The sequence below is a fragment of the Pontibacter toksunensis genome (assembly GCF_042686245.1).
GTDB lineage: Bacteria > Bacteroidota > Bacteroidia > Cytophagales > Hymenobacteraceae > Pontibacter > Pontibacter toksunensis.
On the sequence record NZ_JBHUOX010000010.1, the window covers coordinates 127,827 to 143,854 of the forward strand.

The 16,028-nt window shown below is 44.8% G+C and carries 17 protein-coding genes; 9 read left to right on the plus strand and 8 right to left on the minus strand.

What is annotated here, in order from left to right; genetic code table 11:
• Positions 1 to 2: 2 nt before the first annotated feature.
• Positions 3 to 416, plus strand: a complete 414-nt coding sequence (locus ACFS7Z_RS14495) for a response regulator (protein ID WP_377485798.1) — start codon at positions 3 to 5, stop codon at positions 414 to 416.
• Between the two features lie 527 nt (positions 417 to 943).
• Entirely contained in the window at positions 944 to 1,327 is a 384-nt protein-coding gene (locus tag ACFS7Z_RS14500; RefSeq protein ID WP_377485800.1) for a hypothetical protein, read from the plus strand.
• 102 nt (positions 1,328 to 1,429) lie between these two features.
• Here the strand turns inward: ACFS7Z_RS14500 and ACFS7Z_RS14505 are convergent, their stop codons facing one another.
• Both ACFS7Z_RS14505 and ACFS7Z_RS14510 read right to left on the minus strand, forming a co-directional pair.
• Positions 1,430 to 1,792: a hypothetical protein gene (locus ACFS7Z_RS14505; protein ID WP_377485802.1), complete on the minus strand. Its 363-nt coding sequence runs from the start codon at positions 1,790 to 1,792 to the stop codon at positions 1,430 to 1,432.
• A 93-nt stretch (positions 1,793 to 1,885) separates the two neighbouring features.
• The gene (locus tag ACFS7Z_RS14510) at positions 1,886 to 2,653 is read right to left on the minus strand and encodes a DUF547 domain-containing protein (RefSeq protein ID WP_377485804.1); all 768 of its coding nucleotides are present in this window, start codon (positions 2,651 to 2,653) and stop codon (positions 1,886 to 1,888) included.
• 148 nt (positions 2,654 to 2,801) lie between these two features.
• On the opposite strand from ACFS7Z_RS14510, the gene ACFS7Z_RS14515 reads away from it, so the two are divergent.
• Positions 2,802 to 3,029: a hypothetical protein gene (locus tag ACFS7Z_RS14515; RefSeq protein ID WP_377485806.1), complete on the plus strand. Its 228-nt coding sequence runs from the start codon at positions 2,802 to 2,804 to the stop codon at positions 3,027 to 3,029.
• 10 nt (positions 3,030 to 3,039) lie between these two features.
• On the opposite strand, the gene ACFS7Z_RS14520 is transcribed toward ACFS7Z_RS14515, so the two are convergent.
• The 3 genes from ACFS7Z_RS14520 to ACFS7Z_RS14530 form a co-directional block, all read right to left on the minus strand.
• Positions 3,040 to 4,050, minus strand: coding sequence for an alpha/beta fold hydrolase (locus ACFS7Z_RS14520; protein ID WP_377485808.1), 1,011 nt, complete (start codon positions 4,048 to 4,050; stop codon positions 3,040 to 3,042).
• Positions 4,051 to 4,165: 115 nt separating this feature from the next.
• Positions 4,166 to 5,410, minus strand: a complete 1,245-nt coding sequence (locus tag ACFS7Z_RS14525) for a T9SS type A sorting domain-containing protein (RefSeq protein WP_377485809.1) — start codon at positions 5,408 to 5,410, stop codon at positions 4,166 to 4,168.
• A 102-nt stretch (positions 5,411 to 5,512) separates the two neighbouring features.
• Positions 5,513 to 6,361 carry a redoxin domain-containing protein gene (locus ACFS7Z_RS14530; protein ID WP_377485810.1) on the minus strand — a complete coding sequence of 283 codons (849 nt, stop codon included), beginning with the start codon at positions 6,359 to 6,361 and terminating at the stop codon, positions 5,513 to 5,515.
• A gap of 296 nt (positions 6,362 to 6,657) precedes the next feature.
• Here ACFS7Z_RS14530 and ACFS7Z_RS14535 point away from each other — a divergent pair, with 296 nt between their 5' ends.
• The 3 genes from ACFS7Z_RS14535 (at position 6,658) to ACFS7Z_RS14545 (ending at position 10,809) form a co-directional block, all read left to right on the plus strand.
• Entirely contained in the window at positions 6,658 to 8,937 is a 2,280-nt protein-coding gene (locus ACFS7Z_RS14535; protein ID WP_377485811.1) for a sensor histidine kinase, read from the plus strand.
• Between the two features lie 157 nt (positions 8,938 to 9,094).
• Positions 9,095 to 9,808, plus strand: coding sequence for a response regulator transcription factor (locus ACFS7Z_RS14540; RefSeq protein ID WP_377485812.1), 714 nt, complete (start codon positions 9,095 to 9,097; stop codon positions 9,806 to 9,808).
• A gap of 359 nt (positions 9,809 to 10,167) precedes the next feature.
• Entirely contained in the window at positions 10,168 to 10,809 is a 642-nt protein-coding gene (locus tag ACFS7Z_RS14545) for a hypothetical protein (protein WP_377485814.1), read from the plus strand.
• Between the two features lie 137 nt (positions 10,810 to 10,946).
• On the opposite strand, the gene ACFS7Z_RS14550 is transcribed toward ACFS7Z_RS14545, so the two are convergent.
• Both ACFS7Z_RS14550 and ACFS7Z_RS14555 read right to left on the minus strand, forming a co-directional pair.
• Entirely contained in the window at positions 10,947 to 11,675 is a 729-nt protein-coding gene (locus tag ACFS7Z_RS14550; protein WP_377485816.1) for a porin family protein, read from the minus strand.
• 275 nt (positions 11,676 to 11,950) lie between these two features.
• Positions 11,951 to 12,610, minus strand: coding sequence for a hypothetical protein (locus ACFS7Z_RS14555; RefSeq protein ID WP_377485818.1), 660 nt, complete (start codon positions 12,608 to 12,610; stop codon positions 11,951 to 11,953).
• Between the two features lie 418 nt (positions 12,611 to 13,028).
• Between ACFS7Z_RS14555 and ACFS7Z_RS14560 the strand changes: the two genes are divergently transcribed.
• Together ACFS7Z_RS14560 and ACFS7Z_RS14565 are read left to right on the plus strand one after the other, a co-directional pair.
• Positions 13,029 to 14,078 carry a nucleoid-associated protein gene (locus ACFS7Z_RS14560; protein ID WP_377485820.1) on the plus strand — a complete coding sequence of 350 codons (1,050 nt, stop codon included), beginning with the start codon at positions 13,029 to 13,031 and terminating at the stop codon, positions 14,076 to 14,078.
• Positions 14,079 to 14,183: 105 nt separating this feature from the next.
• A complete protein-coding gene (locus ACFS7Z_RS14565; RefSeq protein WP_377485822.1) occupies positions 14,184 to 14,621 on the plus strand; it encodes a hypothetical protein in 438 nt (145 codons plus the stop codon).
• A 51-nt stretch (positions 14,622 to 14,672) separates the two neighbouring features.
• Here the strand turns inward: ACFS7Z_RS14565 and ACFS7Z_RS14570 are convergent, their stop codons facing one another.
• Positions 14,673 to 15,635 (minus strand): sterol desaturase family protein, encoded by a 963-nt coding sequence (locus tag ACFS7Z_RS14570; RefSeq protein WP_377485824.1) that lies wholly within the window; start codon positions 15,633 to 15,635, stop codon positions 14,673 to 14,675.
• 200 nt (positions 15,636 to 15,835) lie between these two features.
• Here ACFS7Z_RS14570 and ACFS7Z_RS14575 point away from each other — a divergent pair, with 200 nt between their 5' ends.
• Entirely contained in the window at positions 15,836 to 16,027 is a 192-nt protein-coding gene (locus ACFS7Z_RS14575) for a hypothetical protein (RefSeq protein WP_377485826.1), read from the plus strand.
• The last annotated feature ends 1 nt before the right edge of the window (position 16,028 follow it).

Here is a 16,028-nt window from a genome sequence, read left to right on the forward strand (position 1 = left end):
GAATGAACACTCTTAAGAAGGTAGTATTAGTAGATGATGACCAGGTGAATAATTTCGTTTGCGAGAGTATTATCCGTAACGAAAAATTCGCAGATGAAATTATCAGTTTCGACTGGGCAGAAGATGCTTTGAAGTACTTGCAGGAAGAATCTAATAAAGGAGTGGCCAACTTTCCAGATCTTATTTTCCTGGATATAAACATGCCCGGCATGGATGGCTGGACGTTTATAAATGAGTACAGAAAATTACCTGTGCAGGCTACAGCGCACTGCTGCCTGTTCATGCTCTCGTCTGCCGTAGACAGAAAAGACATTCAGACAGCCAAAAGCAACGAAGAAGTAAAGGAGTTCTTCTCAAAGCCTCTGTCTCCTGAAATACTCGATATTATCAGGGAAGACTATATTATTAAGAGATAGCATTATCCAGACCAGGGGCTTGTTTCAAACAAGCCCTTTCTTTTTACCACTCCTGTCTTCGCTTCATTCCCCATTCTTCAAAAGCAAGGTTGTACTGACTCTCCTATTGAAGCTAATGTCAGTCATTTCTTCCACTTGACAGCCTATTCCGCTGCTCTTCATACCTTTATTTGCTTTCTTTGAACAATAATACTTGAACATCAAATGAACAGGCACCTCAAAGGCTTACGAAACATTTGTGTCTGTTAATCTTTTGAATTTAAGGGTATTATCATTATTTTCAGAAGCTATTTCTTTTAAAAGCTGTACTCTTATTAACATCCTTTCTTACAACAATTAATAATAGTTTTAATTATATATATAATACATTATGTATTTGATAAAAATTTACTTCCTTTGTAAATCAAAACATTTACTTATATATATTCAACAGTTTAAAAGGTAGCGAGTGTTTTGAGGCTTACAATATTGCATTACCAGTATAAATCTATCTAAAACTAACCCTATAGAAAAACCTTTACAAGCCCATGAAAAAAGTTCTACTTCCTGTTCTGTTTGCTCTTTTCTTTGCTGCTCCAACCTTCGCACAGGTTAAAACTTCTTCTATATCTCCGGAAATAGAAAAAAAGTGTACCCGTATAACACAAGTTATGGCGCAGGAGTTACGCCTGACTGAGATGGGTTATATACAGTTAAAAGCTATAAACTGCGAACGTATTGTTAAAACAGAAGCTTTGCAGGCAGCCTATGGTAACAACGAGCGTGTATTGCGTGAGAAAATGGAGGAAGTGGAAAGCGCTTATGAAAAGGGGATAGCTGCTATACTGACAGCGAAGCAACTCGAGGCTTATGCCGAGTTCAGAGAAGAATCTTCACAGACAGTGTTTGTAGCATCTACTGAAAAAAAATAGTTTACTTAGACTTAGACTAACCTGCACGTTAGCCTGCCATAGCATATAAAAGCAAGAGGGGAGCCAGTTGGCTCCCCTCTTGCTTTTATATTTGTACTGTAATTACCGGCGGCTATAGTCAGCGTCATTTGATTTCTCTTCATCTTCGCCAAGCAACTGGTCGCCTCGCCTGATACCGTTTACACTGTCATCCATGGCGGTGTCGCTCCCTTCAAACTCAAACCCTGGTCCCTGAGAGATGGACTCTGCGTTCTCATCCGTGTTTGCTCCGTAGCCTGTGGTTTCGTTGCCACCAATGTGCAGGTTCTCCAGTTTGTCTTTCTGTCCAGGCCTTTCTGTCGTACCGTTAGGGCCCATGTTACGCTTAGCTGATGGATCAGGATGGTTGCCCATTCCTACACGGTCGCGGTAATCGTTGTTTATATTATCTTGTTCACTATGTGGATCTTCTTCTTTCTTGTTCATAACTCTATTGTTTTGTTACCCTTGTGTATACGCTGGCTCCTAACACATGTTTGGTAGGAAAAGAATAATTTAACATAATAAATCAACTATAGACTATTGTCTAACGCTGTCGTTCAGGTTCCAGCTGTAAATATAGTAGCCTAGCTTGTATCCCGGCGGCAAAGGATTGCTTCTGTACTTATTGATGTAAGCTGAAACAGAAGACGCTTCCTGCTTGAAGTCCTGCTCATACCATTTGAATATCTCTGATACCAGCACCTTCTTTCCGTTAGCCTGCACTTTTATAAATGTTGGGTCTTGCAATGTCTCTTTTGTCTGTGCCTCCAACTGTGCCTCTACCTGTGCCGGAGTATAGGCTTTGTTCAGAAGCGGGGGACAGGATTTAGCAGCACACACCAAAGCAAAATGAAGGCGGGCATCTTTATATGGAGCTATTAGCTTCTGCTTTTCGATTTCGTTCAGCGTAAGGCGCTCCCCTGCCACATTAAACTTCTGTTTATCAAAAAAGCCCGGTACATCCATCACTGACTTAAGTGGGTAGTTCGACAACACCTGCTGTAGCACGAGTACATTATAAGCATTGATATAAAAAGCTTTTCGCTCTGCTGCGGAAGTATTCTTCAGGTTGTAGTTACTAGTTTGCTGCACTAGTTGCTGCAAAGCCGCTTTATCTTTTTGCAGGCTTCTGTAATTCACTTGTCCTCCTGCTACGTGCTTCTGCAGAAGCTGGGAAAAGTTTGTATAAAAAGCATCATCAGCTAAAACAGTTATAGTACGTAGCGTCAAGGCAGCATTGGCAGGTACACTGGCTAGCAAAAGCCAGCACAGGAAGAGCGAAACGCTGTACAGAAAGTTCTTCATTTATTAGCAGGTAAACTGATTCATTGTTATGCCATGATATAACAACAACTGCGCCGTTCTGTTATCTTTGAAGCGAAAAATGCAAGGTTATGGCACCACTGTTGCTAAATAACTGTTAGGCACAAGAACAAGAATTCAATAGCAGCATATGAAATTTACAAAGGTATACGACCCCAGAGAGATGAACTCTTACCAGTTCGTAGCAGCAACTGGCTTAGTTATGACGTTAGTAGCGAACATCATCATGCTGCTCATTGGTAAGAGCATGCCCAACTTCGAGGCGCTCTACCTCTGCTGGGCTGTTTTTTTTGCGCTGGGTACTGTTGTGAACTACAACAGCAGCCCTGACGATCATGACCATCACCACCACCATTAACAAACTGCTACTATTTCAGAAACGTTAGCAGTGCCTCATGAAAACGTGACGTGGCGGCTATATGCGGTATGTGCCCCACTCCCTGCAGCTCTACCAGTTTAGCATTCGGAATAGACTGAGCTGTTTTCTTCCCCAACTGAGGATATTGCCCGTGCGTCTGTAGTTTTTGCTTGTCCTTAATGAAGCCTTTCCCTACAATGGTCCTGTCCTCCTGCCCAATTACCAGCAGCGTAGGAACCTGCAGCTGATCAAACTCATATACAACAGGCTGCTGATAAATCATGGCATACGTCAGAGCCGAGGCTTGTGCTACCTTCGGGTAATCCGGGTGGCCGATTTGTGCCGCTGGCACCTCAACCCACTCGTCATAAGCAGGCTTCCAGGATGTGTAGTACGTTTTATGGTAATCTCGTATACCTTCTTCTGTGCGTTTAAGCTCTGCCTGGTATAGCTCTTCCAGGTTTTTGTAAGGCACAAACAACCTATAGTCTTCAAGCCCGATTGGGTTTTCCAGCACTAGTTTCGTTGTCATTTCCGGGTATAGCAGCGCAAACCGGGTAGCCAGCATGCCGCCCATCGAGTGGCCCACTACTGCCACCTGCTGTACACCCAGGTGCTGTAAAAGCTGTTTCGTATTCTCAGCCAACTGGTGAAAAGAGTAGTAAATCTCCGGCTTCTCTGACTTACCAAAACCGATCTGGTCCGGCACAATAACGCGGTAACCGTTTTCGGACAGGTATTTGATGGTTTGCCCCCAGTATGCCCCGAAAAAGTTCTTGCCGTGCAGCAGCATCACTGCGGGAGGATTGGGCACCTTTTTGGCAGGAGGCACATCCATGTATGCCATTCTGTACTGTTCCCCCTCCACACTTACAGGCAGATATTTTACTTCATATGGATATTTATACTCATCCAGTGTTGCGTTCAGTGTGGCAGGAACCTGTGCCTGTAGCGGCAGGCTTAGCAGCAGGCAAATGGAAAGAGCATTCCAAAATCTGAAAAGTTTATCTGTTTGTTTCATAGTATGAACTTTAACCCGCAATACTGTACTACAGAAACATCCGCCAGGTTTAAAACAAAAAAGCCTGCCACCTGGGGTAACAAGCTTTCTGGAACAAACAATTTTAACTAAATACCTACTGTACTAATATTTTTTTCGTGTGGTATTTCTTCCCCTGGGCAATCTGCAGGTAAAACAATCCGCGCCCGAATGGTGTCAGGTCTATCTGCCGGTTATACTCACCCGACAAATTCTCTACCGTATCCACAAACACTTCTTCTCCCCTGCTGTCCATCACACTTACCCTAGTGGTACCTTTATCTTCCAGTTTAAAGTTCAGGTTAAAGCGCCCATTATTCGGGTTTGGGTAAAAGCTGATAGCCTCTACTCCTAAAGCTTCTTTCTTCCTGGTTTCTACTGTAGCGCCTGCTTCTTTCAAAGCTTCCTTATCATCAGCGGTTATGTCCTCTACGGTAGCGTTCATAAAAATCACAACCTTCGCGCTTCCGTGGTCCAGTTTCAGGTATTGCCCCTTTACCAGTTCCTCTTTACCATTTTTGTCGACTCTGTATACTTTCTTTTCGCCTGTTTTCTCGTCCTGCTTTACATTAAATTGTATTCTGGTTTCGCCTGAAGAAATAAGGGAATCTATGCTGATGGCGTTATGGCCTTTCTGAACGACGATGCTTCTGATATGGCTCGGGTCAATGTCCGACAGAACTTCGCTGCCACTACGCAGCCGGAATACATTGCCTGCTGAATCTATTCTGGACTCATAAAGGGCATTGGGGTGTTCTGAGCGGAACTTCACCACATCCCCTTCTTTTAAAGAATCAAACCTGTGAAATTTATTGACACTGTCTGCTCTCAGGTACACGGCTTTGTTTCCTTTTATAGAACGCACGAATATGGTATCCTGCCTAAGCTTTCCTACCCGCTCCAGCAACGCTTTCCCATCTATGCCGCTGACCTCACCATTCAGCTTTATGATGCTCACCTTGTCGCCATGCAAAGATTGAAATACAGCAGAATCTATTTTTAACCTGTCGGCGTTGAAAATCATTGTTTTCATGTCTGCCATATTCACAGTGGTATCAAAATTAATGACAGCAGGAAGGCCAGAACTAAACCGCCTGATCATGGCCGTATCAGCCTTCAGGCCTTTGATTGATTTCAACAGCTCCGCATGATCGGTAGCCAGCACGGTAGTGTCGATTACCTGGATTTCACCGTCCACTTCTTTCAGCATCTTAATACGCAGTGTCTTTGCCTTCGCTTCCGATGCATCTTGTGCTTCTGTTTGGTGAAGAGGGAAGAAGGCCAGCAAAAAAGCGATGGCCAATTTTACTATGTTCAGGAGAAAAGTGGTTACCGTATTCATGTTTCTGTTCTTTATGTTCCTGTTCAAACTTACGTCAATTTGCTCCTCCATTTAGTTAAGGCAAGGTTAAAGTGTGTTAAAGAAAAGTTAAAGCTTTCATCCCTATTGCTGCTGTCGTGCTTTTTCAATCATCTTGGATAGCTTCTCCCCTACATCCTCGCTATAGCCAGTCAGATAATCCCTTAAGATCCCATCTTTGTCAATTACCAGGCTAGTGGGGAAAGCATTCACACCGTAGGCGTCCCGGGAAATCCTGTTAGCATCCGGCACAATGTTATAGTTGAAAGGAGTTTTAGCCAGGAACTTACGTAGCTCCTCTTCCTGGTCGAGGGCAAAAGCAAGAAACACCACATCCTCCTGTTTATACTTTTGCACAACCTCGTTTAAGTGGGGCATTTCCATGATGCAGGGTTTGCAGCCGATGAACCAGAAGTTGAGCACTACCGTTTTTCCTTTCAGCTGTTCCAACGCATAGGTCTTGCCGCTTAAATCAGTAGCAGTGAAGGCAGGGGCTGGTTTGTTGACCATCATCAGAAACCGCTCCTCCCGCTTCCGCGTGTGATCCTCTATCTCCTCATGCGTCATTGTTTTAATAACTCCGGCTTTGATGAGGCTATCCACTTCTTCTTTGCTCAGTTCTTCTCCACCACCCGCAGTCGCTTTGACGATGGTAGTAGCTTTGGCTGCAGTGACCGGAGTTGCCCCTTTTACAGAAACCGTTGATACTTTGACTGGTGCTGGTGCAGCCTTTGCTGGTTTCAGCGTGACTGTTTCTGCTTTTACAGGCGCAACAGCCGGAGAGGCTATTTTTACTGGCTGCAGTGTTTGCGCTTTAGCTCCTTCTACTTTACTTCCTTCTACAGTCGTAGCTTTTTGAGCCAGCGTTTGCGTTGCCGGGTATAGGCCCAGCAACGCAAACAGCAGACTGCCTCTTATCAATGCTTTTTTCATGATTCTATTTTGTACAGGGTTGCGCTGAAAACCAACTATACAAATGTACCTTTCCTGCTTGTTGCAGATAGTTAAGGAGAGGTTAAAGTATGTTAAAGAAAAGTTAAAAGAGACGGCGGCAGAACTGTACGCCGCAACTTGTGGTTCTTATTGAAAATGCGGTATTATGTGCTTAACTTATACAATCACTAGCCCTATCTTTCAACAACTTACAGTTTCAGAAGCTGCAACTGTTAAAAAGGTTAAAGAAAAGTTAAAGTAGAGCGCAGGCATTTTCAAAAACGTACATTTGTTTTGTGAGCAAGCATACTATTATAGGCGTTATCGTGCTGATGAGCATCTCCCTCCTGGGCGTAGTGGGGCTGCAACTGTATTGGATTAACGACGCCATCAAAGTAAAGCAGGAGCAATTTGACCGTAGTGTCAATGCGGCGCTTACAAAAGTGGTGGAGAAGCTCGAAACCCACGAAGCCGTTTCTGTGGTGGCACACCAAATGGCATCCCTGAATGAACAACCCACAACTATTCCTTTACCGGACACAGAGCCTGTACCTGTAGTGGAGGAGGTTTATGAGGCACCTCCTCAGCCACCCAAAGAGAAATCAAAACCTGCAAAAACAGGGAAAAACCTTTCTTTCCCAGGAAAAAGCAAGACTACTTCCGGCCCTTCTTCTGGTAAGAAAGCAGAGCCAGCTGCAGAGCCAATCGCCTTTACTGACGCTGTAACCATACAAAATGTTGCACCTGCCGATTATATCGTTTTATCGCCACAAGGAGCAGTTGCATACCAGTATCGCCTGGATAACCCAACCAGCAGTGCAAAGCAACTGAAAGAGAAAAACAAATCTATAGCAGCTGCGCAAAGTGCCTATGCACAGGCATCTGGTGGCTCTCACAAGATTATAAAAGGTTACCCGGACACCATCCATTTTAAAGGTTCGGCAAACAGAGCCTACTTTTCTGTAGATTCTATATTGAAGGTTGAGAAGGTGCAGGATTTTAAAAGATTAGTTGATTCGTCAGCTGTTTTATTCAGGTCACAGCACAATAGGCCTATGGGTATTTCGGTTGATACTTTGCGCTTTCTCGCAGCTGAACTGGACAACCTGAAACACCAGAAAAGGCTTCCTGTAACAATCAGACCTGCTGCCATTTCCTCTGTAGACGTGCGCAACGACAGCATTTTTATTTATCATACAGACACGGCAAAGGAAGCGGAATTCCGACGTCATACCGTTTCCCGGGCCAACAGTGCTGGTGGCGCAACCACTATATGGGGAGAAGCCAGGCCAATAAGAGCTGCTACACCAATGAGGGCATCGACACCATTAAGGGTTACTGCGGTGCTACCTAAGGCCAAAGTTGCGAAGCCTGTGCAAGTAACAACAGAAGGCAGGTCTGCTGCCAGCGCAAAACCTGCCCGGCTACCGAATGCTAAAACGGATGTGTCCAGCATTGAGAAGATAGAGATAAAGAAAGACATGCTCAACGATGTGGTACAGAAGATGGTGGTGGAGTATGCGGTAAAAGATGAGCCGTTGCGGGAGCGCCTGAACCTGCATGGCCTCCAGACACTGCTGAAGGCAGAGCTGCAGCAGCAGGGCATTTGCCTGGACTTCGGATATTGGGTAGTAGCCGGACAAACCGACACTGTGGCCGCGCAGAACTTAGCTGCCATCAGGCACCGGGGCCTGCCGAGCTACAAAGCCACGCTCTTTCCAAATGATATTTTTGATAAGCCTGATTACCTGGGCCTTTACTTCCCGGAGAGCAAAGCCTATGCACTTAGATCGCTGTGGGGGATGCTGTTGCTTTCAGCGCTTTTCACGATGGTGATCATTGCTACCTTTGGCACCACAATTCATATTATCTATAAGCAGAAGAAGCTGTCTGAGATGAAGAACGACTTCATCAATAATATGACGCATGAGTTTAAGACTCCTATCGCCACCATTTCACTGGCCACCGATTCTATTGCAAACCCGAAGGTATACGAGAACCCGGATAAGATACAGTACTATACCCGTATTATAAGGGAGGAGAACAAGCGGATGAATGCGCAGGTGGAGAACGTGCTGCAGATTGCCTTGCTGGAAAAGAACGAGTTTAAGATGAACCTCCAGCCTATAGATGTGCATGCCCTCATTGTGAAAGCGATTGAAGGAATTCAATTGCAGGTAGAGCAGCGCCTGGGTCAGGTGAACGTGCAACTGGATGCCCTGCAGCATGAATTACGCTCTGATGAGGTGCATCTTTACAACGTTATCTGCAACCTCCTGGACAACGCCAATAAATACTCCCCTGCTTCCCCTGACATTCAACTGGTGACGAAGAATGTGAACGGCGGCATTCTGATTGCTGTTGAAGACAAAGGCATCGGCATGAGCAAAGATACACAGCAGCGTGTGTTTGAGAAGTTTTACCGGGTACCTACAGGTAACCTGCATAATGTAAAAGGCTTCGGCCTTGGCCTGAGCTATGTGAAGGCCATTGTACAGGCGCACCACGGAGACATCAGGCTAAAAAGCGAACTGGGCAAAGGCAGCCGGTTTGAGATTTTCCTGCCGATGAGTTAATATTTTAAGACGTTAGACTTTAGACTTAAGATAGTAGACAAAGGATATTTACTCTATAGGTGTACTCATGAACTTAAGGTAGTTTGCATGCTGTACCTGCGTCATATTTTTAAGACTCCAATCCTCTAATATCTAACATCCTAAACCAGAGAGAGCCATGGCAGAAACATTTACAAAGATACTTCTGGCCGAAGATGACCCTAACTTCGGCATTGTACTGCGCGATTACCTGGAATTGCACGATTATGAAGTCACCCTCTGTAAAGACGGCTGCAAGGGCCTCACCGCATTCCGTAAAGGCACGTATGACCTTTGCATACTCGATGTGATGATGCCGGAGAAAGATGGGTTTACACTCGCCCGGGACATCAAGAAGCTCAATCCGAACGTGCCGCTTATCTTTCTAACAGCTAAAACATTAAAAGAAGATATGTTAGAAGGCTTTAAGATTGGTGCCGACGACTATATTACGAAGCCGTTTGACTCTGAAGTACTGCTTTGCAAGATAAGAGCCATACTTAATAGAAAAGCCGGAGCAGCAACGGCAAAGCCAGAGCAGTCAGAGTTTCCTATAGGAAAGTATGTTTTCCAGTCGAAACTGCGACTGCTCGTATACAAGGGCCAGGAACAAAGGCTATCCCCTAAAGAAGCAGAACTGCTGTGCATGCTGTGCCAGCACCTAAACGACGTGTTGCCACGCGAAGAAGCCCTGCACAAAATATGGCACGAAGACAGCTACTTTACCGCCCGTAGCATGGATGTATACATCGCTAAACTTCGCAAATTTCTGAAAGAAGACTCTACTGTAGAAATCATAAACATACACGGGCAGGGCTATAGGTTGTGCGTTCACAATGGAGCGTTACACTGATTTTGCTACAACCGTATAACATACTATCAACTATCAAATTCTGCCTTATAAAAGTCAACTCACCCCGCCTGCAACAGAATCAACTTCCCTGATAGTCTATTCTCAAACTTTTAATTGTTTAAACCGCACGTAATCAACGTGTTGATAGATATAAAATTCTTATATAAAGTAAAAAATAAATATTTTTAAAGTTATATCAGATGTTCTAATATTATTATATATTTGCTTCATCTTAAAGCATGTCTATCCTTTATTGACCGAACCTCCAAAATTTGGCACCAGCACCCATTAAGGCGCTGATTCAGGATGATGTGTAATATTTGAGCTATCTGAAACTTTATACTTTAAATTACTTAGCCATGAAAAAAATTCTATTTTTCGTGATGCTCTGCATTGCTTTCACAAGCTGCGGACCTCAGATTTACCAGGCTGCCTCTTTCCAGGAAGAAAGCAGAAACCATAAAGTTGTGGCCATCATGCCGTTCGATGTGTTGATTGAAGCCAGAAAACTACCAAAAGGTGTGACACCTGAAATGCTTGAGGATCAGCAGCGTGATTATGGCTATGGCATGCAAAGCGATGTGTACGGTTATTTCCTAAAGCAAATGAGCAAAAACCGTTATACAGTTACTTTCCAGGATGTACACAAAACAAACGCTATTTTAGCGGATGCCGGTATTACCTATGAAGATCTCCGCAATGCCTCTAAAGAAGAAATCTGCCAGATTTTAGGAGTAGATGCTGTGGTATCAGGCAATGCTACCATGACAAAGCCTATGTCTGAAGGTGCAGCTATTGCTGTAGGTCTTCTGGTTGGTGCCTGGGGACCAACAAACTCGGTGAACACCACCATCACAATACACGAAGGAGCCAAAGGGGACCTGATGTGGAAGTACGACTATTTTGCCTCCGGGAGTATAGGCAGCAACAGACAGTCGCTTACTAACGCCCTGATGCGCAATTCTTCGAAGAAATTCCCGTACAAAAATCAAAAATCATAAGAAAGTAACCAGATAGCAGAAAAAGTTAAAGCATGAGCCCTGCCTTTTAATAAAGGCAGGGCTCATGCTTTTTAAAGGAGTTTGGGCTACCGTAAAACGGTAGCCCAATACTAGTCCTAAAACACTAAACTTAAAAATTAAAATGTAAACCCGACTGAGGCTTTCACAACCCGGTTAAAGGTGTCGAAGCTACCATTGTCGTCTATGCTATTGAGGCCGTAGTCGTAGCCTGCGCTTACGTTGAAGCCATTTGTAAACTTGTAGCCCAAACCTCCTGTAAGTGCCACATCAAATTCGCGGAAGCCGCTTTTCATATCAAACTCCTGATTCAGCGCCTTAAACCCTAAAGCACCAGCCTCTGCTTTTACTTTGTTAGACAACAGGTAAGACACTTGTGGTCCGGCAAAAATGTGGAAGCCTTCCCCTACGTATACTTTCGCCAGCACAGGCATGTCGAGGTACTCTGCTTTATTTGTAATAGTCACATTTGTATTCAGAAACTCTACCTGCTCCAGCGGAATTTTACCTGTCAGCACAGTACCTTTCTGAGAATACTGCAGCCCTGGCTCAATTTCTAAACCCGGTAGTATCGGAATGGAAACATAGCCGCCAGCGTAAAATCCTGTTCGCATTTGCTGCGAGAAAGAACCGCCAGACATGTCCACTAAATCCTGCACACTCTGCATGGTTTCCCCTTCCCAATCAGCAAGATTTACGCCTGCTCTTATACCAAAGGAGACTTTTGATTGCTGCTTCTGTGTATTATATGGTTGTTCTGGATTTATGTATCCCGGTCTTTTTTGTGCACTTGCATCGCTTACTATCAAGCTAAACGCAACCGCTATAAGTAGAAATATCTTTTTCATGATGAAGTTCCATTAAATTATACCCTATTGATTTTATAAGCTGCGCTGCTTAACGTGCTTAATGGAAATATCATGCCAGAAAGGTTCCTTAAACTTCTAACCTTCTTTATTTATTATAAAAGTTACTGATTAATAGTATTATATTTTTTTCACCAAGCCGCGCACACCCTATAAATGAAGAATGGAACTCCTTGCTGTATTTGAATGAGTTCTCATGATAGAGGAGCATAGAGAACCTTCTTTTGTTATTTCCTTAAAAAAAATGTAAAAACTAGCTAGCTGCCCCAAAGTTCTTCCGGCTTCGGAAAAGTCATTAGAAAATCCGGCATGTATAGGCATGCCAGGGGCTTCAACTGGTGAAGCGGAGGAAAATAATTGGGTTCGGCAGCCACTTGCTTTAGTGAAGCCAGCTGCATATACCCGGATGCGACAGGACGCGTCAGCAGCAGTTGGTCCTGAATCTGCTGCACAATGCGTGTGAAGGGAACCACTTTATTAGAAAAAGGAACTGACGGACTCCAGGGCTTCACATGTGCCTTTAAAAATAAATGTCCGTCCACCTCTACTTCATACAAACGCTCCCCGTCAGCCCGCTTTACAACGGTAAAGTCAGCCACTTGCTTGGGAAGGCCCCAGTTGTGTCTCCCATTCCAGGCACTTTCGTGAGTAGAGACAAAAATTCTGGAGACAGAGAATGTAAACTTCCCTCCTATTGTAAAGAAGCCGGGTATACAAAGCAGCTCAAAGTACGGTCCCACTTCCGATGTTGTATATTCCACCAGCATCACTGCCCCTATCCAGCCTTTGTACCCTTTGCTCTGAAAAGGCTCCATAAAGCCGTACTCCTGGTTAAATCCCCGCGGGAAATGATACAGCAGCACAGTGCCTTCTCCGGCTAATCTCCAGGGTGGTGGCGCAATCAGGTCTGGCTTCATAGTATGGTCTGTTGTATCTGTTAGCCTGAGTTTCAAAATCAAATCAGCAGTTGCGAAAAAATTCCCCAACCCTGCCTGAGAGTTATGCTGTTTTATTTTCCATTGTACTGGCGCAAGTTTTTAAACTTGTGTCTTAAATGATGTCGGGTATGTAACCCAACTGGGCCAGAAGCCCAAGTATAGCGCACACTCGTGGGACGCGAGCAAAGACAAGTATAGAATGAAATTACCCTACTCCAAAGAAGGAATCTACAGGTGTCAGCTAATTCCCTACAAGGAGGGGCAGGTTGTTTATGCTGATTATCCTTCCATTCAAAAGTTTTACTTCAACATCAAAGAACAGTTTCCCCAACGTGCAATTTCTGCATCAACAAAAATTAAAATAGTAGCTTTGCAACGCAACAGAAGGATGTAAGAGATGAACGAAAAAACACAGGTGCGCCTGAAGCAGCTGGCCATTCACCGGGTAGGCAACAAAGCAAAAGAAGAAGGTGTCATCGCCTCAAAAGAGGTGGTTGATTTGCGCGATGAGCAGCTGTCGGACCTGCTGCTAAACTACTTCCTGTCCCCTTTTAAGCAGGAAGAGTTCTTCCGGTTTACGCACACCTCAGATATTGCCCTGAATGAGATGTTTGCCTATTCGGCCTTGATCTTTAATGAGCCTTCCAAATTCTTTGAGTATTCCGTGCACATTCTGAACCACCTCTACGAGCAATCGGACCACCCGAAGGTAAAGAGCGGAGAACTCTACGTGGTGCATTTTGCCGGTTGCTTAATGGAAGACGACATCGTGGAGGCAGTCGGTATCTTTAAGTCGGAGAACAAAGACACCTTCCTTACCATTCAAGACAGCGAGGATGACCTGAATGTGGATTATCATTCCGGCGTGAACCTGAAAGGGGTAGACAAGGGCTGCATGATCTTTAACATAGAAGCCGAAGATGGCTTCCGGGTGAAGCTAGTGGATGCCAACAGTACTGATGCCGTGTTCTGGAAAGAAGATTTCCTGAACGTGACAGAGTTGAAAGATACTAACTTCAACACTAAAACTGCCCTGAACCTATGCAATGATTTTTCTGAGGAAGTATTTGCCAGAACAGAAAGCAAAAAGGCCCAAGTTGATTTTATCAGTCGCTCCGTAGACTATTTTTCGAAGAGCGAGATGTTTGACCTGGAGGAATTTACGAGCAGTGTGATTGATGAGCCGGAAACAAAAGAGCGTTTCAAAAACTACAGCCAGGCTTTTGCCGAAGAGCGCGACATAGAAGGCTTTACTGATTTTACTATAAACAAAAACACTGTCCGCAACATGAAGCGCAAGTTCCGCAACTTTATCAAGCTGGATACGCAGATAGAAATCAAGTTCAGCGGTTATAACCCGGAGCAGAGTGAGCAGTATGTGGAACGTGGATTTGACCAGGAACGTGGCATGCACTTCTATAAAGTATACTTTCACAATGAGAGCTGACGTTAGCTACTGCATGCATGTGTTTAAAGCTTTGTTTAAAAAGCCAATGCGACGTAAAAGCGGAATGAAAATTGTAATGGGACACTGGAAGATAAAACCGATATTATGAAGAGATTAGCCTTTGCCTTATTTTTTGCTTTTGCCACTACTGCCTCTTTCGCACAGGGCCCGGCTGCTCAGCAGCCTGGTGCCGCTCAGGCAGGTGTTAAAACCCTTGACCAGCGTGCAGACGAGATAACGGCAGGTATGGCAAAAAACCTGCGGCTTACCCCGGAGCAAACCCAGAAGATAAAAGCTATCAACCTCAAGAGCATGCAAAGTGCGGAGGAAGCCAAGGTAAAGTTTCAGAAGGAGCCCCGAAAAATGGTAAAGCAAATGGACGTTATCAGCCAGACGAGACTTTCCCAGATAAAAGATGTGCTAACCCCACTGCAGTTCCAGCAGTACCAGCAGCGCCGGGAAGAGAAGATGGGTGTGCCGCGAGAAGCGCAGAGCAACCCCTCGTCACGGCATCAAAGTCCGCTAAACCAGGAAAATTATTAATAGAAAAAGCATGGCAGTTGCCATGCTTTTTTATTTCTGTATATTTATAAATCAGGCCGCGCCCGCCGTATCTGTTGGCCTGTAAATCACTTTTTCTTTCTCCCCTTCTGCTGTTGCCTCTTGGGCCGCCGGTGGCACTAAACTCAGCTGCTGATGCTCGGTTACAATCGTACCGGGAGGACTAAACAGCATACGGAATACTTCCTTTGGAGACTTAGTGTGCTTCAGGTCTTTTATCAAATCCACCCACTCATGAAAAACGAGGTAGATAGGATTAAATGATTTAACAGGTTTGGTCAGGCCATAAATCGGTTTCTTTTCCTCCGGCACAAAGGTACCAAACATCCTGTCCCAGATGATGAAGGTGGACCCGTAGTTCTTGTCGATGTATTCCGGGTTGGATCCATGGTGCGCGCGGTGGTGCGATGGCGTCACGAAGATATACTCAATAGGCGCAGGCAGCTTCTTCACGAGTTCGGTGTGCACAAAGAACTGGTACAGCACCGCCACCTGGTGGCATATAAAGAACGTGAACGGGTCGATGCCCAGTAAAGGCACCGGAATGAAGAAGATAAACTTGATATGTTGTGTCCAGCTGGTACGAAACGACACAGAGAAGTTCATTATTTCTGAGGAGTGATGCGTGACATGGGTTGCCCACCAGAAGCGCTGCTCATGCGCAATTCGGTGCGCCCAGTAGCGGCAGAAATCCACGGCTATAAAACAGACAACAAATCCCCACCATTCTCTTGGCATGGCCCAAGGCACCATATTATAAACTACTAGTGCTACCCCAAACAGCCATATTTTAAGCAAGCCACTCAGGACAGTGTTTACGGCCCCAATGATCAATGCTGATGCAAACTCTTTTTTATGATAGTTGTTACGTTTTTTGTAAATGCCTACAATCCACTCAACCAACACCGATAGCACAATTACCGGAATGGCATAGTGCATGATGGTGAGATCGTCGAGGTGCTGTAGCTCATCGAACGTAAAAATCTGTTTTTCCATAGGGTGCTTTTACTCTAACGTACCTTTAATTCAACGGCCAAAAGAGTAAAGGGTTAAGCAGAAACACGCACAAGAAGGGCCAACGGCTGACTCATTAACGGGAATGTGCTATGCAAACGGTTAAGCGTTAGCGATAAATCGAAGGCTGCTAATTTCTTTGTTCTGCGGCTTTCGTACATTTGCAGGAAAAACCCCGGACCATGCGCATCAGAAAGAAAGTTAAGGCTAAGGTACCCGCAGAAGGCTCCCGCTATGCAGCGTTGGATTCCTTTACAAAAGCGGCCGAGAAGGAGAATTGGACAGAGCAGGAGATTCAGTTCGTAATAAACGAAGTGGTAGAAGCCCGGGACGACAAGGAGGGGCTCGAGATACTGCAGGATTACATGATGTAAA

Coding starts and splice junctions, on each gene's coding strand:
- ACFS7Z_RS14495 (WP_377485798.1), top strand. CDS start 3: ATGAACACTCTTAAGAAGGTAGTATTAGTAGATGATGACCAGGTGAAT.
- ACFS7Z_RS14500 (WP_377485800.1), top strand. CDS start 944: ATGAAAAAAGTTCTACTTCCTGTTCTGTTTGCTCTTTTCTTTGCTGCT.
- ACFS7Z_RS14505 (WP_377485802.1), bottom strand. CDS start 1,792: ATGAACAAGAAAGAAGAAGATCCACATAGTGAACAAGATAATATAAAC.
- ACFS7Z_RS14510 (WP_377485804.1), bottom strand. CDS start 2,653: ATGAAGAACTTTCTGTACAGCGTTTCGCTCTTCCTGTGCTGGCTTTTG.
- ACFS7Z_RS14515 (WP_377485806.1), top strand. CDS start 2,802: ATGAAATTTACAAAGGTATACGACCCCAGAGAGATGAACTCTTACCAG.
- ACFS7Z_RS14520 (WP_377485808.1), bottom strand. CDS start 4,050: ATGAAACAAACAGATAAACTTTTCAGATTTTGGAATGCTCTTTCCATT.
- ACFS7Z_RS14525 (WP_377485809.1), bottom strand. CDS start 5,410: ATGAATACGGTAACCACTTTTCTCCTGAACATAGTAAAATTGGCCATC.
- ACFS7Z_RS14530 (WP_377485810.1), bottom strand. CDS start 6,361: ATGAAAAAAGCATTGATAAGAGGCAGTCTGCTGTTTGCGTTGCTGGGC.
- ACFS7Z_RS14540 (WP_377485812.1), top strand. CDS start 9,095: ATGGCAGAAACATTTACAAAGATACTTCTGGCCGAAGATGACCCTAAC.
- ACFS7Z_RS14545 (WP_377485814.1), top strand. CDS start 10,168: ATGAAAAAAATTCTATTTTTCGTGATGCTCTGCATTGCTTTCACAAGC.
- ACFS7Z_RS14550 (WP_377485816.1), bottom strand. CDS start 11,675: ATGAAAAAGATATTTCTACTTATAGCGGTTGCGTTTAGCTTGATAGTA.
- ACFS7Z_RS14555 (WP_377485818.1), bottom strand. CDS start 12,610: ATGAAGCCAGACCTGATTGCGCCACCACCCTGGAGATTAGCCGGAGAA.
- ACFS7Z_RS14560 (WP_377485820.1), top strand. CDS start 13,029: ATGAACGAAAAAACACAGGTGCGCCTGAAGCAGCTGGCCATTCACCGG.
- ACFS7Z_RS14565 (WP_377485822.1), top strand. CDS start 14,184: ATGAAGAGATTAGCCTTTGCCTTATTTTTTGCTTTTGCCACTACTGCC.
- ACFS7Z_RS14570 (WP_377485824.1), bottom strand. CDS start 15,635: ATGGAAAAACAGATTTTTACGTTCGATGAGCTACAGCACCTCGACGAT.
- ACFS7Z_RS14575 (WP_377485826.1), top strand. CDS start 15,836: ATGCGCATCAGAAAGAAAGTTAAGGCTAAGGTACCCGCAGAAGGCTCC.